The organism is Sharpea porci (assembly GCF_009695655.1).
Classification (GTDB): Bacteria; Bacillota_I; Bacilli_A; order Erysipelotrichales; family Coprobacillaceae; genus Sharpea; species Sharpea porci.
Genome location: NZ_VUNM01000023.1, coordinates 1 through 23,324, shown reverse-complemented (window position 1 = coordinate 23,324; position 23,324 = coordinate 1). Strand labels below are relative to the sequence as shown.

Here is a 23,324-nt window from a genome sequence, read left to right as displayed (position 1 = left end):
TTTCATCGGTACTATTTGTTATAGTAGTGAAGTTGTAAAAAAGATTTTAGGAGGCATTTATGTCTGATTTTAAAGATAAAGTAGAAAAAAGAAGAACCTTCGCCATTATTTCTCACCCGGATGCTGGTAAGACAACATTAACTGAGAAATTCTTGCTTTATGGTGGAGCTATTCAGGAAGCTGGTATGGTCAAGGGCAAACAGCGTATGCGCCATGCTGTATCTGACTGGATGGAAATTGAAAAGCAGCGTGGTATCTCTGTTACATCATCAGTCCTGCAGTTTAATTATCAGGGCTACTGCATAAACATTCTGGATACACCAGGTCACCAGGATTTCTCAGAAGATACGTATCGTACGTTAATGGCAGCTGATTCAGCTGTCATGGTCATTGATGCAAGTAAGGGTGTTGAAGCACAAACAAGAAAGCTCTTTAAAGTTTGTGCTATGCGTCATATCCCAATCTTTACTTTCATCAACAAGCTTGACCGTGATGCAAAAGATCCTTATGAATTAATGGAAGAAATTGAAGCAGAATTAGGCGTGGAAACATGTGCCGTTAACTGGCCTATTGGGGCAGGTAAGCAGTTTAAAGGTGTTTATGAACGTGCGACAAAGAAAGTCTTAACTTTTGAAGCTGTTGATGGCTATAAGAAGGAAGTTACGGAAAATGTCTATCATGTTGATGATGAAGCACTCAAGAATGTTATCGATGAAGATCAATATGCGACATTGATGGATGATGTGGAATTACTTGATGGAGCAGGCGCACAGTTTGATATCGAAAAGATTCATGAAGGTAAGCAGTCACCTGTATGTTTTGGTTCGGCCTTGACAAACTTTGGTGTAGAACCTTTCTTACAGCACTTCCTTGATTTCTCCATGCCACCACAGCCAAGAATGTCCGATCATGGTATGATTGATCCCTTTAGTGAAGATTTCTCAGCCTTTGTCTTCAAGATTCAAGCTAATATGAATAGCCGTCATCGTGACCGCATGGCCTTTATGCGTATTACTTCAGGAAAGTTTGAAAAGGGCATGGAAGTCTATCATGTGCAAGGTGGTAAGAAGATTAAGCTGAACCAGAGTAAACAGCTCATGGCTGATGATCGTGAAGAAATTACAGAAGCTTATTCAGGGGATGTTATTGGTGTCTTTGATCCAGGTATCTTCTCTATCGGGGACACATTGACAACATCTAAAGAAAAGTTTGCCTTTGAAGGCATTCCAACCTTTGCCCCAGAACACTTTGCCTCTATTCGAAATAAAGATACAATGAAGCGTAAACAGTTTGTGAAAGGCATCAGCCAGATTGCCCAGGAAGGTGCGATTCAGATCTTTACAGCTATTGGTGGCTCATTTGAAGATATTGTTGTTGGTGTTGTTGGGGTGCTGCAGTTTGAAGTACTTGCTTATCGTCTTAAGAATGAATACAATGTAGAGATTGATAATACACCACTCCCTTATCAGTTCATTCGCTGGATTGACAACAAAGATATTGACTTAAATAGTCTTAATCTTTCAAGTGATACAAGAAAGGTCCAGGACTTACGTGGCAATAACCTCTTGCTTTTCTCAAATCAGTGGGGAATCAACTGGGCTACAGAAAGGAATAAGGGCTTAGAATTATCTGAGTTCAGTAAGAATGCCTAAATGAAAACAAAAAGAAATTGGCAATACTGGTGGACATTGCTTTACTGGCCTATTTATTTAGCTGGTTTTGCGATTGTGGAAAGACTTGTACCTTTAAGTAAGGCACATATTATTTCGACAAGCTTTGACTTTGCCATTCCCTTTATTCCCCAATTTATTATTTTCTATATCTTGTGGTTTCCATTTATATTCCTGACTTTCTGGATCTTATTCTTACATGACAAGAGAGAATATTTTAAAATGATGACGGTGCTTTATGTGGGCATGACAATCTTTATTGTCGCATCTGTCATCTATCCAAACGGCCTAGATATCCGACCCCAGCATTTAGAAGTCAACAGCTTCTCTACCTGGGTTGTCTCGCTTATCTATCGTACGGATACACCAACCAATGTCATCCCAAGTATCCATATCTATAATTCAATTGGTATGACAATAGGTTTATGTAAAAGTGATTATGTCAAACCTTATATTAAATATGGTTCAGTCATTCTAGCTTGTCTTATTACCATTGCCACATTCTTTGTGAAACAGCATGGTATTGTTGATGCGATAGCAGCCTTCATTCTTGTGGGTGTGATGTATGTTATTGTTTATAAAAAAGATTGTTATTTCTTAAAGGGAGAGAACGTATAGTCCTCCCTTTTCAATTATGTTATGATGAATAAGAATGGAGTGAGATGAATGAAAGTGTTGGCTTGTTTTGATTCGTTTAAAGAATCAATGAGTGCAAAGGATGCTGGTGAGGCGGTAAAAAGCGCTTTAGATGATGAGGTCGAGATTATCCCGTTAGCTGATGGGGGCGAAGGGACGCTTGAGGCTTTGAGTGATGGCTTAAAGGGGACTTATTATCAAGTTGAAGTAACCTCACCTAACTTCAAACATGTATGCGCAAGATATATGATTGCAGGGGATCTAGCTGTTATTGAATGTGCTCAGGCATGTGGCTTAGACCTTCTTCTTGAAAATGAAAAGAATGCTTTATTGACAACAAGCTTAGGTGTTGGTGAGATGATTGTTGATGCTTATCATCATGGGGCAAGACGCTTTATGATTACACTTGGAGGCTCAGCAACAAATGATGGTGGAATTGGCATGCTTTCTGCTTTAGGCATACGTTTTCTTGACGAACATGAACAGGATGTCATACCAAATGCACAAGGGCTTGGTAAGATTGCGACTATTGATAGGAACAACTATCTTTTTCAAAATGAAGAAGTCAGCTTTATAGCTGTCTGTGATGTGGAAAATCCGTTATTGGGCAATAATGGCGCGACATATGTCTTCGGACCACAAAAAGGTCTTTCGAAGGTTAACTTAGAAACAGTTGATCATGCAATGGCACATTATGCTTCTTTAAGTGAAGAAACACTGGGACAATCTTTTCATGATATTCCTGGAACAGGAGCAGCAGGTGGTCTGGGCTATGCGATTGTGAGCTTTCTAGGTGGACGTTTAGAAAAGGGCTTTGAAATTGTCAGCGAGATGGTGTGTCTTGATGATGCCATCAAGCAGGCAGATATTATTGTGACTGGAGAAGGCAGCATAGACAGACAAACACTTTCTGGCAAAACACCTTATGGTGTTTTAATGCATGCGAATAGATATCATAAGCCGGTTGTTGTCTTTGCGGGTAAGGTAAAAGATGTACATATGCTTAAAGAGGCGGGTTTTCAAGATGTCATTTGCATCAATGAAGAAATTAAGGATCTTGCAACAATGTTGAAAGAAGGCCCAAAAAGTCTTGGAAAAGCTGTGAGAAGGTATTTTCATGAAAATCGTTAAAGAACAAATGTTAATGGATTATTTACTCCAGAATTATAATCGTACGAAAGCAAAGAATCTCTTGAAATACAAAGAGGTTCAAGTCAATGGCAAGATTATTACTCAATATGACTATGACCTTAAGATAGGTGATCATATTACTATCAGCAAGTCAGTACCTTCTTCATTGCCTTTTGATATCATCTATGAAGATCATGAATGCATTGTTATAAATAAACCTAGTGGATTATTATCGGAACGTACGGCTAAGGAATCTAAAAGGACAGCGTATATGATGGTCAAGAATTATGTGAACAAGAAACATGAACAACTCTATCTTGTCCATCGTTTAGATCAGGATACGTCAGGTGTCCTGATGTTTGTAAAAGATAAGAAACTCTATGAATATCTTACGCATCACTGGAATGCATGTGTAACAACACGTAGTTATTATGCGGTTGTTGAAGGGAAGATGAATGGGAGTGGAACAATAGATAATTATTTGGCCGAAAGTCGAGGCCAGGAAGTCTATATTACGAAGAAAGGCGGGCAGCGAGCAATTACACATTATCAAACTATAGTCTCTAGTCAAAAATGTTCGCTTGTTCATGTCTTGCTTGATACAGGTCGTAAGAATCAGATTCGAGTTCATATGGCTTCATTACATCATCCTATTATGGGGGATAAGAAATATGGGGCGAGAAGCAATGCACTCAAAAGACTTGCGCTGCATGCTGATACATTTAGCTTCATTCATCCTTTTACCCATAAAGAAATGACTTTTACGACAGATATTCCAGAATCGTTTGAGAAAGTTGTAAAAAAGCATTGACATCAATTAGGAAATTTTATAAAATGAGCAAGTAATAAAGTAGTGGAAAGAAGAAGTGCTCGCTTCTCGCCTGACTGATGGATGTTGGTAGGCAAATGTCACTGAAGATATTAATGTATTAATTCTTTAGGATATTTATGCGGGTGCTTATGCACCTGCTTTTTTATTGATAAGCAATGGAGGTGGCTTTTATTAGAAAATACGATAGAACTAAACCAAAACCAAATGATGATTTAGTTAATGGAAAAATTCGCTTTAGAGAAGTTCTTGTGATTGACCAGAACGGAGATCAGCTTGGAACTATGAGTAGCAGAGATGCCCAGAACAAGGCAAATGATGCAAATTTAGACTTAGTGTGTGTTGCGCCAAAAGCAAAACCACCTGTATGTCGAATCATGGACTATGGTAAATATCGTTTTGAGAAACAGAAGAAAGAAAGAGAACAGAGAAGAAATTCTAAGGTTGTCTCTCTAAAGGAAACTCAGCTTTCTCCAACTATTGATGTCCATGATAAAAATGTAAAACTGAAGAGAACTTTAAAATGGCTGCAAGATGGCGATAAAGTCAAGGTTGCAGTGAGATTTAGAGGAAGACAGATGGCACATATTGAAATTGGACAGAAGATTCTTGATGATTTCGTTGAAGAATGTAGTGAATATTGTGTTATCGAAAAGCCAGCTAAAATGGAAGGCAGAACGCTTATTGCGATTCTTGCCCCTAAGAAGAAATAAATAGGAGGAATTTAGTTATGCCAAAAATGAAAACACACAGTGGCCTAAAGAAACGTTTAAAGAAAACAGGTTCAGGTAAGTTTAAAAGATCTCATGCTTATGTTTCACACTTATCACACAACAAGACTCACAAACAGAAGAAGCATTTAGCAAAAGCAACTTTAGTGCATCCATCAGATATGAAGAGAATTAAATCTAGATTAGGTAAGTAAGGAGGACATGTAAATGGCAAGAGTAAAAGGCGGTTACACAACTAGACGTAGAAGAAAGAAAACATTAAAGCTTGCTAAGGGTTATTTTGGAAGTAAGCATGCTTTATATAAAACTGCTCATGAGCAGGTAATGCATTCATTAAAATATGCATATAGAGATAGAAGAAACTTAAAGAGAGAAATGAGAAAGTTATGGATTGCTCGTATTAATGCGGCTGCAAGAATGAATGACTTATCATACTCTGTATTAATGCATGGTTTAAAATTAGCTAACGTTGACATCAATAGAAAGATGTTATCTGAAATTGCAATTGCTGATCCAGAAGGATTCACTGCAATCTGCAATACTGCTAAAGAAGCATTAAATAAGTAATGATTGATCCAGTTTCCTAAGAAACTGGATTTTTTTTATTGTTTGATAAGTATAATATATACTAATAACATGATATATATATATATATATATATATATATATATATATATATCATGCATTTCGCTAAAAAATGCAAGACTAAAAACAATTTCTTTATAGCATTTATATAGCAATTGTTCATAAAGGCGGTTATAATATGGTCAAAGGGATAAAAGGGATATAAAATGAAACCAATCATGAAGATAAGGATGCTTGGGAACTTCACGATTGCATATCAGGGCAAGGAACTATCCTTTGCCGATTTTCGTTCTTTACAAATAACGCGACTATTTTGTTTTCTTTCTATCAACCCCACTAACGCCGACAAAAATACACTCGCCACATATATTTTTAAGAACTCTGAAGCAAATCGTCATAATGGCATCAAGACGCTCGTTTATCGAACGAGAATGTTATTTAAAGAATATTTTGGAATTGAGCAGATTATTTATGCAAAAGGTGGGTATTACTATTTAAGTGATGCCATAGATTATCAGTTCGACTACCAAGTTATTTTAAGCGCCTATGAGAAATTTAAGGCAGGCATAGAGCCTTTAGAACAGGCCTATTTGTCCATTGCGACATATAAAGGACCACTTCTGCCAATGATCGAAGGTGATACTGAACTGACTAAGCTCCATCATGAAATTACACAAGCTCATGCATTAATGGCTATTTATGCATTAAATCATGCTTATGGGAATAATGATGCATTTTCGAAATTAGCCAAGAGTCTTTTCTTAGATGATGCGAACAATGATCCATTACAGGTAGAAATCATCCAACAAATGTGTGAGCATCATGAAAATGATTTAGCAAAACATTACTTCGATGTTGTTCATAGCAGTTTTGAATCTCATCTTTCTAAAGTTGCACAACTCAAGATTGATGAAATGATACAGACACAACATCAATTATTCGATAACTATATGCAAGCTATTGATAATGATTTTGGTGTTTATGCCTTTGTCTGTACGCCAAAAGAATTTGCCCATTTGTGCCAGCTTCGTGTTCGTCAAATGCGTCGTGGAAAGTGGAAAGGCTTTGTGGTTAGGATAAGTAGTTCACAGTCATCTGATTTATTGTTGGATGATTTTATTTATAATTTACGTTCAGGAGATTGTATATCTCGTTTCAATGATAAAGAATATTTTCTCTTATTGAATATTAAAGAGAAAAATATCAAGAAAATCATGAAACGTTTAAAGGTCTATGATCCTAATTTAACCTATGAATATCGTAATCTCGCAAGTCTTACAAATAAGAAAATAAGAACAAGAAGGAAAGCCGAATAGGCTTTCTTTTTTGTAAACTTCATATTCATCCTTAAATGTGATAGAATGAGCATATCGAGGTGGAAATGTTATGCATAAGAATCTCATGAAAGTTGTGGATATTTTCAAGTATCTTCTACTCGTCTTTGCATTAGCAGGATGCTTTTATGTCATCAAAGTGACTTATAGTGGCATTTTGGTTGGTAAGTATATGACAACAGAACTGACTGTATTTATTGCACTTTTAGAAATCATGTCATTCATTATTCTCTTTTATGGCTTAAATGACTACCTGAAAGAGAAACAAAATGCGAAATTTCGTACTGCCATCTTGGCTAGTGGAACAGCAAGTTTACTTGAATTTCTTTATACAGTGATCAATGCTATTTATCATATTCAGGCCTCTTCCTTTATGAGTCATGGCATGATGATTACACTCGCATTATCAAGATTGATATTATATATTATTATCTTTTATGGTTATCATAACCATCAGTTTGAACAGTATTATTTCTATATGTTTCTTGGCGAGCTTGCCTTAACACTTCTCACGCTTACCAATGCCATTAATGTATACAACGTGCTTATGCCGTTAAGTTATTTCTTAGCGCTGAGTATTCCTCTTGGCAGTTTTGTTTTTTCTATCTTAACTACTCTCACTTGCTATTTGATGCAACCTCAAGATGCCTAGGGCATCTTTTTTGATATATAATAACGTCTTATCTTCAATATAATAATCCTCTCAAGCCTTCCAATCGTAGTTTAGAGAAAGAAGCAATTCGATTGGCTCTTTTGTAAAAAAACGGGAAGTGGTATAATGTAAGAGTTTACAAGGAGGGCGCATATTATGGGTTTAGTACATTTTGCTTATATAATGCTTATAAGGAAGAAGCAAGAATCATGGGCATATGGCTTTATGTTGCTTTTTCTTACCATGACGACTGTTGTATTAAGTGATGTTGTCGATAACCCCTATATTGGATACAAAGAAGCTTTTTCAAGTCATTTTCTTATCACCCTTATTGTGTTTATTGTCCTATGTTTTTCATCATTCATGCTTTATTTTGCGAATGATGCCTTTTTGCAATTTAAATCAGAAGAACTGCTCATCATGGGAATGAGTGGACAAGGCTTTCTAGCTATTACATCCTATCTTTGGTTACAAATCATGATGCTATTGATGATTTTTTTACCGTTGGGATTATGTGTAGGCTATTTTCTTGCTGTTGGAGTGAATAAGATCATGTATCTTTTCTTGCATATTCCTGCCTCACCGTTCTTTCAACCTTTGCATTGTTTTCTTTATACTGGTTTATTCTTTCTTATTCTTATTCCTGTTATTCTCTTGTTGGATGCGGGCTTTGTATATCGCCATAATATTGCCGATTTATTGCATCAGGACCATATTAAGAAAGATACTACTGTTGTCATGCTGCATTTACCAAGTACGGCTTATATCATTGTTGCCCTGCTTGCCATCATCATGTTTCTAACAATGCCTATATCCATCGAGAACTATGCTATGCCATGCTTGATTGGAGCGCTTGGTTGTGCTGGCTTGCTTGTCAAAACAATTCCCCATCTTTTAAAGAAACTGACGTCTCAACGCATGATCAATCATAAGATTGCCTTAGTGAGTATGAGCTTTTTAAGTGATGCCTTAACAAAGGCCAAACATATCATTACAATTTATTGTATAACGACCTTGATGATGATTCATATGATGATTTCTATGAAGGATGCGCTTCGTGAAAGCCTTGTTGCAGCTCATGCCTATGTTGTTGCTTCTTTATTGTTGTCTGTCTCATTGATGTATCTTTATCGCAGTTTGATTTTAAAGAGAAAGATGGCTATTATCAATTTATATAAGGTTGGCTATATGCTTGATCAGTTCAAGAAAATCATTAAGCAGGAAGTTGTGGGCTTTTTTGGGCTGCTGATTGCTTTACCGGGTCTTTATATCATTATTATGCTGTTATTGCTGTTAATGAATCATACTATTTCTTTGTCATTTGTAATGATTGTGATGGTTACAAATATCCTACCTCCTGTTATTATGGCGTTGATGACATGGAGATATTATCGTCAGTCTATTATTGCTGAACTTGAAGAAGGTGTCAAAGATGAGTAAGGAAATGATTAAAGCAGAACATGTTTCAAAAATCTATGGGCTTGGCTCGAAGCATCCCTATCAGGCTTTAAATGATATTACATTGACAATAAATGAGGGGGAGTTTGTCTGTATTATGGGGCCAAGTGGGGCAGGCAAGAGCACGTTGCTGAATGTGCTGACGACCATTGACTTTCCCACAAAGGGTAAGGTCTTTATTGATGGAGAAGAAACCAGAACGCTCTCTAGTCATCAAGTTGGCCAATTATGTTATGAACTATTAGGTTTTATTTTTCAAAATTTCAACTTGCTTGATGCTTTGACGGTTAAAGAAAATATTGCTGTACCATTATCACTTGCCTCAGTTAATAGGCAAGAGATTGATGAGCGTATTATTAGTATTACAAGCAAGCTTAATATTGAAAAGCTTTTAGAGAAATATCCCTATGAGTGTAGCGGGGGACAAAGACAGCGTATTGCGATAGCACGAGCTCTTATCAATCATCCAAAGATTATTGTTGCTGATGAACCAACCGGTAATCTTGATAGTGCCAATAGTCATGAAGTATTAGACTTCTTTAGTAAACTGAATACTGAGGAAGGTGTTACAATCTTAATGGTGACACATGATCCTCTTATTGCATCTTATTCAAGCAAGTTGCTTTATATCAAGGATGGAATGATTGAACATACCATTCATAAAGAAGCACTTGAACAGAGAGATTATTTCTATCGGATTGTTGATATCAATTCTAATGAAGCACAAAGCTATTTTATGAAAGAGATGCAATGATGTGTGTCTCTTTCTTTTTATCTTATTTTTCTTTATAATGGGGGTATGAGCTATATAGAATTAAAAGGGAAACAATATCCATATTATTTAAGCAGGCGTAAAATGCGATCAATGAGTGCCACAGTACGTGGTGGTGTCATCGAAGTTCATGCGCCTTACCATGTTGAGACTTCTATGGTGGAAGCATTTTTAAAGAAACATGAAGAGAAGTTTGTAAAAGCAATTGAAGAATTCAAGCCACTCTATGATTTTCGTGATGGGGGCTTTGTCTATGTCTTTGGTAAGCGCTATGGACTAAAACATATTATTGATCAATCCGATGCTGTTGAAGAACATGGTAACTGTCTTGAGGTGCATTCTTATGATTTTGAAAAGATCATAAGTCGTTATCTAGGCAAAAAGCTATATACTTATCTTCAAGCAAGAATGGGTTATTATCTCCAGCATAGCTTTGATTTAAGCATGCCACATATTATTGTCAAACCTTATCGATCACGGTGGGGGAGCTGTTATTATGAACGGCAGGAAGTGACTTTTAATAGCATGCTGATACATTTTGATACAAGAGTGATTGATAGTGTGATTATACATGAATTATGTCATTTTCTTGTTTCTAATCATTCCAAGGCCTTCTATCATGAAGTCTATAAACGGATGCCTGATTATGATTACTGGCATGAACAATTAAGGGGAGCTTTATAAATATGATTACTTCAGTTAATAATCCACGCATTAAGGAAATTAATGCCTTGCATAAGAAAAAACAACGTGATGAAAAAGGGCTTTTTCTTGTTGAAGGTAAACATATGGTTGAGGAGGCAATCAAGCATGATCTCGCTCTAACCATCATCACGACTGATCAAGACTATCATGCTGACTGTGAGCTGCTTTATGTGAGTGATGCAGTTATGCATAAAATTGCTACGACGAAGACACCACAGCCTTATATGGCTGTCTGCAAGAAACTCGCTTACAGTTATCAAAAACAACAACGCTCACTTCTTTTAGACTGTATTCAAGATCCAGGCAATCTAGGCACGATATTAAGAACAGCACTTGCCTTGGGTTATGATCAGGTTATTCTTTCTCCTGATACTGTTGACCTTTATAATGAAAAAGTCCTAAGAGCAACCCAGGGAGCTATCTTCCGTCTTCCAATCATCGTTGAAGACTTGAAGACAATCATCCCTCAGCTCAAACAAGATGGTATTCAGGTTGTTGGTACAGCACTCAGAAATGCGAAAGATATTCATGATATCAAGAAAAGAGATTATATGGCTTTTGTGATGGGAAATGAAGGTAATGGTATGCATGAGGATATTGCAGATCTATGTGATGAACGTCTCTATATCCCTATCAGCAATATGGAATCACTGAATGTCGGCATTGCCGCAGCAATCGTCATGTATACATTTCGGGAGGAATAATAATGGTAAGAGAACATATTTATTTTAGTGGCGAAGTACAGGGTGTTGGCTTTCGTTTTCGTGCCAGCATGATTGCCAATGAGCTAGGACTAACTGGTTGGTGCCGCAATCTCTATGATGGCCGTGTTGAGTGTGAACTCCAGGGTGAGCAGTCCGTCATCAACCGTTTTATTGTCCGTATTCGTAATGAACGCTGGATTGATATCACGAGTATTGAAAGACATGAAATACCTGTGGATCAAAGAGAAAAGAGCTTTAATATTACTTATTAGAGCATGAAAGGTTGAATATATGAAAGAAGTTATAAGAAAAGTCTTGCTTGTTGTATTTTTAGGGATTTTTCTCTATGCCGCTTATAATCTTGGTACAATTGGCTATAAATACTATAAGGTGGACAAAGATACAAAGGCTGTTAAAGAGACCTATGTGAAACAAATTGATGATTCCAATGATCCCTTAAAGCGTAAAATTGATTTTACAGCCTTAAAACAAAAGAATGCAGATGTCGTAGGCTGGCTTTATATCCCAGGAACAAAGATTGATGAAGTTGTTCTTAAAGGCGCAAATAATGATACTTACCTACATCATAATATTGATAAGCAATATTCATTTGCCGGAGAGTTATTTGTGGAAAATGTCAATAATGCCAACTTCAAAGATGTACAGACAGTCATCTATGGACATAATATGAAAAATGGCTCACGTTTTCATGACTTAAGATACTTTGTCGAAAGTGATACATATAAAAAATATAACAAAGTCTATCTATATTTACCAGATGGCAGTGTCAATGTCTATACAACTTATGTTGCACGTGTCTTGAATGCCAATAGTTCACTGTACTACAACAATGCAAGCTATCAGGAAGTCATTTCAGCCATGCAGAAGAAGGCTGCCCAGGTCAGTGAAGTCAGTCAAGAAGAAGCACCATTGCTCATGCTTTCTACATGCCTCACTCATGATGACCCAAGACGTTATGTCTTAGGAGCAAGATTAGAGAGAAATGTGGTGATTTCATGAGACAGCCATTAAGAAAGAGCTTCTATCATGCTTTTATGGGTATTGTGGCAACAATCAAAAAGGAACGTAATATTAAGATTCATCTAGGATTCATGATGGCAGTTATTCTATGTGGCTTCTATTTCCAGCTGACAAAGACAGAATGGCTTATCTGTATGGTATTATTTGGCTTAGTGATTTCATTAGAGCTTGTCAATACAGCAATAGAAGCAGTTGTTGACTTAGCTTCACCTGACTATCATGAACTTGCGAAACTAGCAAAAGACGCTGCAGCTGGAGCAGTCTTAGTCAGTGCCATAGTTGCTGCAATCATCGGTTTATCGATATTCATACCACATTTAATGTCAAGACTATAATGGAGGAAAAACAATGCAGACAATAAGAAATAAAATTCATTATCAATTACCTTATACATTAGAAAAAGCCCATATGGTACATATGGATCTTGTGGGAAATCGTTTAAGAATCTTATTTGAAAATGGATATTATAAAGGAGAAGAGAAGCTTGAAGGTAAAGTCTTTTTTGAAGATGTTGACTTAGACGCAAGCGAGCTTACAATCTATAAGATTGATGGTGATAAAATTAAAGGTAAACGTCATGATTTAGTGAAGTTTATCAAGAAACATGAATCATTTGACTTAGAGATTATTGAAGAAACATATAATGACTATCTTTCTCTTTATAAAGGTATCTATCATAAAGGTGATAAGGAAAGAGAATTTGTGCTCTCCATTGTTCATACAGGTCATATGATCTATGATACAGAAGGGGAGAGTGTAGCTGTTAATCAGCCAGTAGCCCCAAGAGAAGAACCACATGTTGAAGATGTCGCTATTCACGAAGAAACAACCTTCGTCACACCAACAAGTGCTGATCGCTATCTTATCAAGAATACAACACGTGAAGAACGTCTTAGAATTGTCAAAGAATCACTAGGTGTTGATGTTGATTGTGAAGGCTTTGATGGTGGTTTGGCAGATATGTATGATGATTATGTTGAGGGGCTTAAAGAACTCTCTCAGATCAATGCTGAATTTAGAGGACACTATTTTAAGAAGGATGAAGCTATCAAGCGTTAATAACATAATACAATTATAATTGAAGAAGTCATGGACTTCTTCTTTTTTTGTCATCATTAGTACATCATATTATAGCAAAAAGGATGAGGATTTTATCCTGATATAAATTGACAATATATATATATATATATACTTTTCTTATATGGTCGATCTTCTATTTATGCAATAGAGTTGACAGGAGGGAAGTTAAAATGAAGACAAACAAAAAGATGTTAGCAGGAATTGTGGCAATGAGTTCTATTGCGAACACAGCACAAGTAGCTGCAGTTCATGCTGAAAATGTAACCGTTAAGCCTAAAGAAGTCAAGGTTGAAGAAAAGCAGAAAGAAGACAATTCAAAAGCAAAGCCCCAAGCTACACAAGAATCTGTTATTCAGGATGCAGCACAATTAAAAGAAACAGTAGATCAACAAACAACTAATGTTTCTCAAAAACAAAAAGAATATGACCAATCTACTCAGAATAAAGCACAAGCACAGGAAAGTGTAAATGTGGCATTAACACACAAGGAACAGGAATTAAGTAAGGCTCTTGATGATCTTAATGCAAAGAAAGATGCACTAAGCAAAGCACAAAAAGAACTTGCGGATATCAATAATCAAATTGATCAAAATCAAAAAGATCTTTTTGCAGCACAAAAAGAGAAAGAACAAGCAGAAGCAGCTTTAAAAGCTGCAGAAACAGTAAAAAAAGAAGATGTTGAAAAAGCTAAAGCTGATGTTGATGCTAAGTCTCAAGAAGAATCTCAAGCTAAAACAGCATTAAATAATGCGAATAACAACAAGAAACAAGCTGAAGAGGAAAAGAATAGTGCTGCGATTGAATCAAGCAAAGCACAACAACAGTATGTTGATGCATATAATGCAAGCAGTGATGCTAAAAAGAAACTTAATGAAGCAACACAACAAAAAGATGATGCACAAAAACTAAGTGACTCATATAAGAATGGAACTCAAAAACAAGTAGCTGATGAAGCTCAAAAAGCAGTAGAAGATGCAAAGAAGGCTCAAGAAAGTGCTGATGCAAAAGCAAGTGAAGAAGCACAGAAAGCTTCTCAAAAAGCTAATGATGCCAATACTGCTAACAAAGCTCTTGATCAACTACAAAATGATGAAACAAACAAAAACAATGAAATCAAGCAAGCTGAAGACAACCTCTCTAATAAGATAAATACGGCTTCATCCCAAGATGCAGAAAAAGCTAAAGCTGACAACAAGTATGCTGATGCACAAAAAAAGACTGCAGAAGCGCAGGCAGATGTCAATGCAAAACAGAAGGCTTATGATGATGCATTAGATAAAGTTGCAGAGAAAAAACAAAAAGCTGAAGAGTTGCGAAAACAGGTACAAGCAAAACAAGAAGAAATCAACAAGATCCAGAAGCAGATGGACAACGCACAGAACCAGTACAACAAGGGCTTCATCGGGTTTGCTGAATGGGCAGGAGACGAGGCGGCCATTCACTCATATAACACACCGGCAACGGTATATGAGACGACAGTGGACGGAAAAAGTGCTGGGACAGGCGTGCGCGAACCGGTTCATAAGTACACCCGCGATGGGCAGGAAGGCGACGCTTCAAGTATCGAGAACCTGAAGAACGGCATCGCAATCATGAAGGAAATCAACCGTGTCAGAAGATCAGAAGGACTTGATGACATGAAGGTCAGTCTTCCTGCGGTAGCAACGGCGATTATTCATACGAACTGGTCAGCATATCATCAGGCACACATTGGGCGTCACGGATACAATGGACCTAGTGCTGCAGAAAATCTGGCCTGGGGCTATGGTGCAAAATACACGGTATTCGGTTGGTACTACGAAGAAAAAATGGTTGCATCGGTTAGAGATGGCATTAAACTGACTGAAGACGACTACAAATATATTATAGCTAATTGGGGGCCAGACATCAAAACAAAGAAAGATGTTGACAACAAAGCTAAAGAGCTTGCAAAAGCAAAAGACGATTACGGCAATTACGAATTTTCAACAGGACATTATTATAACATACTCTTTACCACAAATGGCGCTCCGAAAGGTGAAAACGATGTAATTGGTGCAGCGGCTTATAACGATTATTCAGGGGCCCCATCGTCAAATACAAGTGGCATGGAAATTACGTGGGGGGACGAATCAGAAACCTATATTATATCTGATGCCGATCCGGCCGAGTTAAAGGTCTCTGATTTTGCAACAAGAGGTGTTATGTCTCTTGAAGACTATGAAAAGCTTCTTAACCAGTATCTTGATACCCTTGACACGAAGAAGCTCTCACAGCAGATTGATGCACTGAAGGCCGAAAAGCAGTCGCGCGAGCAGCAGGCAGATGCCCTTCTTGCAGGAACGGCGGCGGAAGAGGCAAAGAATGCCCTTGACAAGGCAAAAACAGCACTGAATGACGCTCAGAAGGCTGAGGATTCCGCAAGGACTGAAGCCGAAGCGAAGAAGGCAGAGGCAAAATCTGCTCATCAGGAAGTAACTGATGCTGAAAATGTACTTGCGCAAAAGAAATCTGAACGTACAAAGATAGAAGAATCTATCAGTCAGGCTAAAAAGAATCTCGATGATGCTAAAAAGGCAAAAGAGGAACAGGATGCATTAAGTGCACAGGCTGCAAGTGATGCTAAGAAGGCTGCGGAGAAGTTAAATGCTGCAAAAGAGAAGCTTGCAAATGTCACAAAAGGACAGAAAGCAGCTGATGATGCGCTTGCAGCTGCAATAGAGAAACTCAATAATGCTAAAACTGCTTATGACAAAGCTCAGAAAGCTGCTCAGGATGCTGCTGAAAAGGCAGATAAGGCTGCTCAATTCCATCTTTCTAAGAATTATAATTTTATTCAGGCTAATGAAAAATTGAATGATGCTAGTACAGCATATACAATTGCAAGAAATAATCTCGATGATGCAAAGAAACAGTATGATATCTTAGATAAAGCTCTCAATAAGAAAGAACAAATTGAAAAGGAACTTCAAGATAGTACAAAGAAAGTTAATGATCTTACTGCTTCTTTGAGCAAGCTTCAGGATGCTGTAAAGAATAATAAGGTTGATTATCTTAAAGATGAGGCTAATAAGGCTGATGCAGAATATAAGAAAGCTCTTGATGGCGAAGAAAGTGCCTATGCTAGCTTGAGTCAGGCTATTGTTGATGTTAATGCTACAAATGCTAAGCTTGCTGAGGCTAAGAAAGAGCAGGAACGTAGTGCTGCAGCCCTAGCAAATGCTTCTTCTGAGCTGGAAGCAGCTAAGAAGGCTTATAATGAAGCTATGGATAAGATTGTTGCTGGTATATCTATTGTGCGTCAGGATGAGCATAATGCGACTGTTGATGATGCAGATGTTGAGATTGAAGCTAAGTTATATGAAGATGCAATTAGAAAGAGCTTTGATCGTGATGATGTGCTTGCAAAATTAAGTCATGGTGAAAGTGTTGAGGGACGTCTGATTCATCAGGATGATGCTTCTAAGGAAGATGTTGATGTTCTTGGTGCTTATGCAAAGGCACATAAGATTGTACCTATTGACTATTTTGCATTAGGTGTTGAAACAAGCAGTGGTACTCTTTCACAGCTTTCTCAACCTATTACGTATACAATGCATGTGAAGGCTGTTGAGGGTAGAACGTATCATGTTGTTCGCTTGCATGATGATGTGATTGAGGATCTTCCTGTTGAAGTACATGGCGATGAGATTAGCTTTACAAGCGACAAGTATTCTGCCTTCTTGTTAGGCTACAGTGTTGCTGAAAAGCATATTGATACAAAGACTAGCACTTCTACTAACAACACGGCTGCTGCTAAGAATAGTCAAGCTAAGAGCGTGAAGCCTACATCAAAGGCGAATGCTACAAAGAAGAAAGCTGTTCAGACTGGTGATCCAGTTGTCATGGAAGGCTGGATGCTGACACTTATTGCTTCTGCTGGTGCAGTAGTCATGCTTAGAAAGAAAAAAGAAAATTCTTAATCGTAAGATTATTGAGAGGTGAATGGTGTCTTAGATGCCATTCCCTTTTGTATGTGTGTTTAAAGCATGAAATAATGGCTTGATAATGCCTAAACTTTTGATTATAATAGTCACATAAATCGATGAAGAGAAGTAGTAAGTGATTGAAGGCATATAGAGAGGAAGAGGCTGGTGGAAATCTTCTATGAGATAGATTACTGAATTCATCTTGGAGAGCGACCAATCCTCGCCGTGAAACTGCGTTAAAGTGAATCAAGAGCATGTCTATTGACATGAATTAGGATGGTACCGCGATATGAGTCGTTCCTAGCTGGAGCGACTTTTTTATTTTGTCTAGGAGGAAGAATATGGACGAGTTGAAACGTATCGGTGAAGAAGCCCTGAAGAAGATTCAGGAAGCAACTGATCTGAAAGAACTGAATGATGCACGTGTTTCCTATCTTGGTAAGAAATCACCAATTCAGGCAGCAATGAAACAAATGCGTGACATGAGCAAGGAAGAAAGAGCAAACTTTGGTAAGATTTCTAATGAAGTCAAGCAATCTATTGCAAAGAAGGTTGAAGCAAAGAAAGCTGAACTTGAAGCTTTAGCTCTTGAAGCAAAGATTGAAAGTGAAGATATTGATATTTCATTACCAGCAAGAAGATTACCTGCTGGCTCATTGCATCCTATTACTATTGTTAAGAATGATCTTGAAAACTTATTCCTAGGAATGGGTTATGAAGTAGCTGAAGGACCTGAAGTAGAAACTGATCATTATAACTTTGAGTTAATGAATCTCCCTAAGGGTCATCCAGCTAGAGACATGCAGGATACATTCTATATTGATGAAAACACGCTTATGCGTACACATACATCACCTGTACAGGCTCATGTTATGTTGGATAAGATTGCAAATGGTGGAGCACAGCCAATTAAGGTCATCTGTCCTGGTAAGACTTATCGTCGTGATGATGATGATGCAACACATTCTCATCAGTTTGCGCAATGTGAAGGTTTAGTTGTTGATAAGAATATTACAATGGCGGATTTAAAAGGTACTTTGGAATTGTTTGTAAAGAAGATGTTTGGAGAAAAGCGTGAAATTCGTTTAAGACCTTCTTATTTCCCATTTACTGAACCATCAGTTGAAGTTGATATTAGCTGTGGTAACTGTGGTGGCAAGGGCTGTTCAATGTGCAAGGGTACTGGTTGGATTGAAATTTTAGGTGCTGGTATGGTTAACCCACATGTGCTTGAAATGTGTGGGTATGATCCTCAAGTTTGGCAGGGCTTTGCCTTTGGTATTGGTCTTGAAAGAGTTGCTATGTTGAAATATGACATTGATAATATTAGAGACTTCTATAATGATGATCTGAGATTCTTGAATCAGTTTAGTGGGGAGGAATAACATGTTAGCAAGTTATAAATTATTGAATCAATATGTTAAGGTTGATGATCAGAATCCTGAAGAATTAGCTGAAAAGATTACTCGAATTGGTCATGAAGTAGAAGGACATCATCCTTTAGCACTAGGTACAAAGCTAGTTGTTGGTTATGTCAAGGAATGTATTGATCATCCTGATAGTGACCATTTACATATCTGTCAGGTTGAAGTTGCCCCTGGTGAAGTGACACAAATTGTCTGTGGTGCACCTAATGTTGCTGCTGGGGAAAAGGTCATTGTGGCATTGCCTGGCTGTGAACTTCATGCCGGTAAGATTTCTGCAGGCAAGATCCGTGGCGCTGAATCAAATGGAATGATCTGTTCAATTGCTGAATTAATAGAAGATCAAAGACTCTTAAGAGAAGAAGATAAGGCTGGCATTCATGTATTAGATCAGGATGCTCCAGTAGGTGTTGAAGCATTAAGCTATTTAGGCCTTGATGACTTTATTATGGATATTGGCTTAACACCTAACCGTAGTGACTGTATGGCGATGACAAGCTTAGCGCATGAAGTAGCTGCTTTATTGAAGAGAGATGTGACTTATCCAGAAGTCAAGAAGTATGATGAGAAAGAAAGTGAAATTCAGGTTAATGTGGAAACTGATCTTTGCCCTTTCTTTGGGGCCAAGCTTGTTAAGGGTGTAAGTACACATGAATCACCTGCCTGGCTTAGAAACTTCCTGCTTGCTTCAGGCATTAAGCCGATCAACAATATTGTTGATATTTCTAACTTCGTGATGGTGGAAACAGGTCAGCCTATTCATATGTATGATTATGACAAGCTTACTAAGAAAGCTTTCACAATCAAGACTGGCTTTGACACAGAAGAAACAATGCTTGATGGAGAAAAATATAAGATTGAACCAAGCGATATCATTGTTTCAACAGATGATGGTATTGGCTGTATAGCAGGTGTCATGGGTGCAGAAAGTACAAAGATTGATGATACAACAACAAATATCATCATTGAAGCAGCAACCTTTGATGGTGCTACACTTCGTGCTACAGCAAGACGTCTTAATCTCTTGACAGATGCTTCCCAGCATTATATCAAGGGTGCTATTGATACAGCTAATAGTTTACATGTCTTAGATCGTTGTGCTGACTTGCTTGTTCAGCTTGCTGATGCTAAGGAAGTCTATAAGACTGTCCATACACCACTCCATATTGAACCAAAGGTTGTTGAAACTTCTGTTGCTAGAACAAATGGTCTTCTTGGCACATCGTTCACAGCTCAGGAAATTGCTGATGTCTTTGAACGTTTACATTTCTCATATGAAAGTGATGGTGAAAACTTCAAGGTCACTATTCCAACATACCGTAATGATATCTCGATGGATGCTGATTTAACAGAAGAAGTAGCTAGACTTTATGGCTATGATAACTTACCTAATACATTACCATTCATGAGTATGACAGAAGGTATCTTGTCAGATAAACAGGCCAAGGAAAAGATGATCAGAAAAACATTAGCTGATTTAGGCTTGCATGAAGTATTAACCTATACACTTACAAGTGCTGAAACAGTTAATGATTTCAATCTATTCCATGATAATGATGAAACTGTTACTCTTATGTCACCATTGAATGAAGAACGTGCTGTTGTTAGAAAGTCATTATTACCTGCCCTTTTAACAACAATCAAATACAATCTTGATCATTCAAACAAAGATGTTAATATCTTCGAATTAGCCAATACATATTCACGTCAGGATAAGGAAATCTCTAACTTAGCGATTGCATGTACAGGACGCTATGTCGATATTCCATGGCTTAATGAAAGCAAACAGGTTGATTTCTATCTTGTCAAAGGCTTTGTAGAAACGTTGTTTGATAAGCTTGGTATTTCTAACAAGCGTTATACATTTACAAAGGTTGAAAGAGACAATAAAGATTTCCATCCAGGCAGAAGTGGATATATTCGTTTTGGCAAGAAAATTGTTGGTGTGATTGGTGAAGTACATCCAGCTAAGGCTAAAGCCTATGGCGTTGATGAAGTTTACGTCGCTGAATTGAACTTAACTGAAGTCTTGAACTTACGTACAAGTGCACTTAAATTCACAGCTATTCCTACATATCCTGAAGTAAGTCGTGATTTAGCCCTTGTCGTTGATGCTACAACACCAGCTCAGGATATCTTAACAACCATCCTCAAGTCTGCAAAGATTCTTGTTGATGCGAAGATCTTTGATGTCTATGAAGGGGAACATGTTGAAGAAGGCAAGAAATCTATTGCGATTTCATTACGTTTCCAGGATCCTACGAAGACCCTTGATGAAGAATCCATCACTAAAGCTATGCATGCGATTCTTGAAAGAGTCAAGAAAGAATTCAATGCAGTTATTAGACAATAATAGAATGAAGGACTAGCACAAACATGCTAGTCTTTTTTGTGATTTCTCATATTTTCATCTAGTATTTTAAAGAAGCTTATGTATAATTTAATGTCAATGGGGGATTTGTTGAAATGAAAAAGGGATTTCTTTATACAATCATCGGGGCTGTAAGCTGGGGCTTTTCTGGTTCCATGGGCCAGCATCTCTTTGAGGCTTATCATGTCAATGCACCATGGCTAGTAAGTGTTCGTATGATCTTTGCAGGGATTATTTTATGTATTGTTTCATTAATCACCATGCCTCATGCGACAAGAAGCTTGCTTAAAAGCAAGAAAGATATGGCTGTGGAAATTGTCTTTGCCTTGGCTGGCTTAGCCTTTGTACAGCTTGCCTATCTGACAACCATCCGTCTTTCCAATGCTGCCACAGCAACAGTTCTTCAGAATCTTAATCCAGTGATGATTATGATCTTTGTCTGTCTTATGCATCGTCAACTTCCAACAGGGATGGAATTTGTTTGTATTATTCTCGCTGTTGCTGGTACTTTTATTGTTGCAACACATGGTTCTTTGACATCACTTTCTATTTCACCAAATGCACTTTTCTTTGGCTTATTGACAGCTTTTGCTTGTTGTGTCTATACGATTTTACCAGTTCAGCTTATGAAGAAATTTGGCTCAATGCCCGTGATTGGTATTGGCATGCTTGTAGGTGGAATCATCATGACTCTACTTGTCCAGTCATGGAAGCTCTATGTGCCTCTTGATTTTGCTGGCTGGCTTGGTGTGGCCTTGATGGTTGTTGTTGGGACGGCCTTTGCTTTTACATTCTTCTTAACGGGTGTGAAGGAGATTGGTCCCGTCTATGGCAGTATTATTGGCTCGCTAGAACCCTTAACAGCTGCTATTCTTGGTCTTGTCTGGCTGCATACACCATTAACCTGTATTGATGGTGTTGGCTTTATGATGATCATGATTACTGTATTTCTCTTATCCGCACCAAAAAGGACTCACTCTTGAGTCCTTTTTATATAGGGAATGCTTTTCTTTTCTTTTACCAATAATTCCTGGTCAACTAAACCAATCAGGTTGGTGGCCTTAGCTTCAATGTGATACATTGGATCTTTTTTGTTAAGGATCTTTGTTGTAATAGGAAGTGGGCAGCTCTTTTTAATCTGTCTTAGATAATTAGCGCCATCTTGTGAGAAGGCAAGGGGACGAATCTGTGAGAAATGCATTGCTTGAATCACTTCTTCTTTCGAGTTGTTGAGAAGAATATGGGCTAACATCCTTGCTATACGCGATCTTGTATAACGCTTGCTAGAAAGAAGGCTGATGAGTTCGTTTATGTTCTGAGTTTTATTTATTGTTTCTTTAAGCAAGTTCTCAATACCTTCATCAACTAAATGAATGTTGGCAAGCTGATCATTCATGAGAATATTGTATTTAAGATAGGGAAAGAAGGCGTTGGAATCAAGTAAGGCCTTATCCTTATAATATATATAGCCAGGAAGCTGATTTGAGACATCTTTGTTTTCTTTGAGAGCTTTTCTTAAAGCTGTCGCACTTGCGAAGGTTTCGATTGTCTCGCTGTGATAATGACTTGTGCGTTTAATGGCATGGAGATGAATAGGATAATTGTTGGTGATCACTTCTTTCGTATAGGCAAGTCCAAGTAAGTCGTTAGGTGTTTTGACTTCTTGATTCATGAGTGTGCTTAAGGCCTGATTACATGCATCGGGATAACGCAGCCCTTTTTGCATAGCCTCTTTGACAAGCTTGTTGTAGGTGTCACTATTTGTCTGAATCGTCTTTGCAATCTCGATGAATTGATCCATATTGGCAGTCTCGCTGCCAAAGACAATATCAGTTACACCTAATAAATGAAGAAGCTCAATACTGCTTTTGGCAAAATAGTCGGCTGATTCAAGAGCATAGACCGTAGGCAATTCCACAACAAGATCCACCCCACATTCTACAGCAATCTGACTTCTGATCCATTTATCAACAATAGCAACCTCTCCTCTTTGCACAAAGCTTCCACTCATGACTACAATAGTCACATCGGGTTTGATAAGGGCTTGGGCTTGTTTTAAATGATAGAGATGACCCTTATGAAATGGATTATATTCAGCAACAATTCCTAGAATTCTCATGCTTTTCACGTATACTCAATTTAAGGTTAGAATTGAGTATTTTTCCTTTCTAGCCGAATTAAGAATGATATCATCTACGGCCATTGATGATATCATTTATAAGCACTGTGGATTTGTATCTATATTTTTACGGAC

General features: G+C 37.6%; 22 protein-coding genes and 2 other annotated features. Of the genes, 21 read left to right on the top strand and 1 reads right to left on the bottom strand.

The features are described from left to right. Nucleotides 1-59 precede the first annotated feature (59 nt). The 21 genes from FYJ79_RS09235 to FYJ79_RS09135 all read left to right on the top strand — a co-directional run bounded on the left by FYJ79_RS09235 (nt 60) and on the right by FYJ79_RS09135 (nt 22,053). A complete protein-coding gene (locus FYJ79_RS09235; RefSeq protein WP_154517276.1) occupies nt 60-1,652 on the top strand; it encodes a peptide chain release factor 3 in 1,593 nt (530 codons plus the stop codon). Then, the gene (locus FYJ79_RS09230; RefSeq protein WP_154517273.1) at nt 1,653-2,288 is read left to right on the top strand and encodes a phosphatase PAP2 family protein; all 636 of its coding nucleotides are present in this window, start codon (nt 1,653-1,655) and stop codon (nt 2,286-2,288) included. Between the two features lie 48 nt (nt 2,289-2,336). Continuing rightward, nucleotides 2,337-3,437 carry a glycerate kinase gene (locus tag FYJ79_RS09225; RefSeq protein WP_154517270.1) on the top strand — a complete coding sequence of 367 codons (1,101 nt, stop codon included), beginning with the start codon at nt 2,337-2,339 and terminating at the stop codon, nt 3,435-3,437. After that, nucleotides 3,424-4,248, top strand: a complete 825-nt coding sequence (locus FYJ79_RS09220) for an RluA family pseudouridine synthase (protein WP_154517267.1) — start codon at nt 3,424-3,426, stop codon at nt 4,246-4,248. The genes FYJ79_RS09225 and FYJ79_RS09220 overlap by 14 nt, the downstream gene beginning before the upstream one ends. Nucleotides 4,249-4,289: 41 nt before the next feature. Then, nucleotides 4,290-4,421: a sequence feature (ribosomal protein L20 leader region), on the top strand. Nucleotides 4,422-4,424: 3 nt separating this feature from the next. Then, nucleotides 4,425-4,979: a translation initiation factor IF-3 gene (gene infC, locus FYJ79_RS09215; protein WP_154517264.1), complete on the top strand. Its 555-nt coding sequence runs from the start codon at nt 4,425-4,427 to the stop codon at nt 4,977-4,979. A gap of 17 nt (nt 4,980-4,996) precedes the next feature. Continuing rightward, on the top strand, nt 4,997-5,191 hold the full coding sequence (rpmI, locus tag FYJ79_RS09210) for a 50S ribosomal protein L35 (RefSeq protein WP_033162498.1): 195 nt from the start codon (nt 4,997-4,999) through the stop codon (nt 5,189-5,191). A gap of 13 nt (nt 5,192-5,204) precedes the next feature. Beyond that, nucleotides 5,205-5,564 carry a 50S ribosomal protein L20 gene (rplT, locus tag FYJ79_RS09205; RefSeq protein ID WP_033162497.1) on the top strand — a complete coding sequence of 120 codons (360 nt, stop codon included), beginning with the start codon at nt 5,205-5,207 and terminating at the stop codon, nt 5,562-5,564. Nucleotides 5,565-5,788: 224 nt separating this feature from the next. Then, on the top strand, nt 5,789-6,898 hold the full coding sequence (locus FYJ79_RS09200; protein ID WP_154517260.1) for a hypothetical protein: 1,110 nt from the start codon (nt 5,789-5,791) through the stop codon (nt 6,896-6,898). 70 nt (nt 6,899-6,968) lie between these two features. Beyond that, nucleotides 6,969-7,568, top strand: a complete 600-nt coding sequence (locus tag FYJ79_RS09195) for a hypothetical protein (protein ID WP_154517257.1) — start codon at nt 6,969-6,971, stop codon at nt 7,566-7,568. Between the two features lie 156 nt (nt 7,569-7,724). Then, nucleotides 7,725-9,008 (top strand): hypothetical protein, encoded by a 1,284-nt coding sequence (locus tag FYJ79_RS09190; RefSeq protein WP_154517254.1) that lies wholly within the window; start codon nt 7,725-7,727, stop codon nt 9,006-9,008. Then, on the top strand, nt 9,001-9,780 hold the full coding sequence (locus FYJ79_RS09185; RefSeq protein ID WP_154517251.1) for an ABC transporter ATP-binding protein: 780 nt from the start codon (nt 9,001-9,003) through the stop codon (nt 9,778-9,780). Before FYJ79_RS09190 ends, FYJ79_RS09185 begins: the two co-directional genes overlap by 8 nt. 45 nt (nt 9,781-9,825) lie before the next feature. Next, nucleotides 9,826-10,482, top strand: coding sequence for a M48 family metallopeptidase (locus FYJ79_RS09180; RefSeq protein ID WP_154517248.1), 657 nt, complete (start codon nt 9,826-9,828; stop codon nt 10,480-10,482). A gap of 2 nt (nt 10,483-10,484) precedes the next feature. Further along, complete coding sequence (locus tag FYJ79_RS09175) at nt 10,485-11,207, top strand: TrmH family RNA methyltransferase (protein WP_154517245.1); 723 nt, start codon at nt 10,485-10,487, stop codon at nt 11,205-11,207. A gap of 2 nt (nt 11,208-11,209) precedes the next feature. Further along, a complete protein-coding gene (locus tag FYJ79_RS09170; protein WP_154517241.1) occupies nt 11,210-11,479 on the top strand; it encodes an acylphosphatase in 270 nt (89 codons plus the stop codon). A 19-nt stretch (nt 11,480-11,498) separates the two neighbouring features. Next, entirely contained in the window at nt 11,499-12,227 is a 729-nt protein-coding gene (locus tag FYJ79_RS09165) for a class B sortase (RefSeq protein ID WP_154517238.1), read from the top strand. Beyond that, entirely contained in the window at nt 12,224-12,583 is a 360-nt protein-coding gene (locus FYJ79_RS09160) for a diacylglycerol kinase family protein (RefSeq protein WP_154517235.1), read from the top strand. Before FYJ79_RS09165 ends, FYJ79_RS09160 begins: the two co-directional genes overlap by 4 nt. Nucleotides 12,584-12,596: 13 nt before the next feature. Continuing rightward, complete coding sequence (locus tag FYJ79_RS12625; RefSeq protein ID WP_229771443.1) at nt 12,597-13,307, top strand: hypothetical protein; 711 nt, start codon at nt 12,597-12,599, stop codon at nt 13,305-13,307. Between the two features lie 191 nt (nt 13,308-13,498). Then, nucleotides 13,499-17,269, top strand: coding sequence for a coiled-coil domain-containing protein (locus tag FYJ79_RS09150; protein ID WP_154517232.1), 3,771 nt, complete (start codon nt 13,499-13,501; stop codon nt 17,267-17,269). Between the two features lie 113 nt (nt 17,270-17,382). Beyond that, nucleotides 17,383-17,580, top strand: a binding site (T-box leader). A 36-nt stretch (nt 17,581-17,616) separates the two neighbouring features. Beyond that, complete coding sequence (gene pheS / locus FYJ79_RS09145; RefSeq protein WP_154517229.1) at nt 17,617-18,660, top strand: phenylalanine--tRNA ligase subunit alpha; 1,044 nt, start codon at nt 17,617-17,619, stop codon at nt 18,658-18,660. A gap of 1 nt (nt 18,661) precedes the next feature. Then, entirely contained in the window at nt 18,662-21,052 is a 2,391-nt protein-coding gene (gene pheT, locus FYJ79_RS09140; RefSeq protein WP_154517226.1) for a phenylalanine--tRNA ligase subunit beta, read from the top strand. A 113-nt stretch (nt 21,053-21,165) separates the two neighbouring features. Further along, on the top strand, nt 21,166-22,053 hold the full coding sequence (locus FYJ79_RS09135) for a DMT family transporter (protein WP_154517223.1): 888 nt from the start codon (nt 21,166-21,168) through the stop codon (nt 22,051-22,053). Here the strand turns inward: FYJ79_RS09135 and FYJ79_RS09130 are convergent. Further along, on the bottom strand, nt 22,044-23,189 hold the full coding sequence (locus FYJ79_RS09130; protein ID WP_154517220.1) for a nucleotidyltransferase: 1,146 nt from the start codon (nt 23,187-23,189) through the stop codon (nt 22,044-22,046). The two genes, FYJ79_RS09135 and FYJ79_RS09130, sit on opposite strands and share 10 nt — an antisense overlap. Between the last annotated feature and the right edge of the window lie 135 nt (nt 23,190-23,324).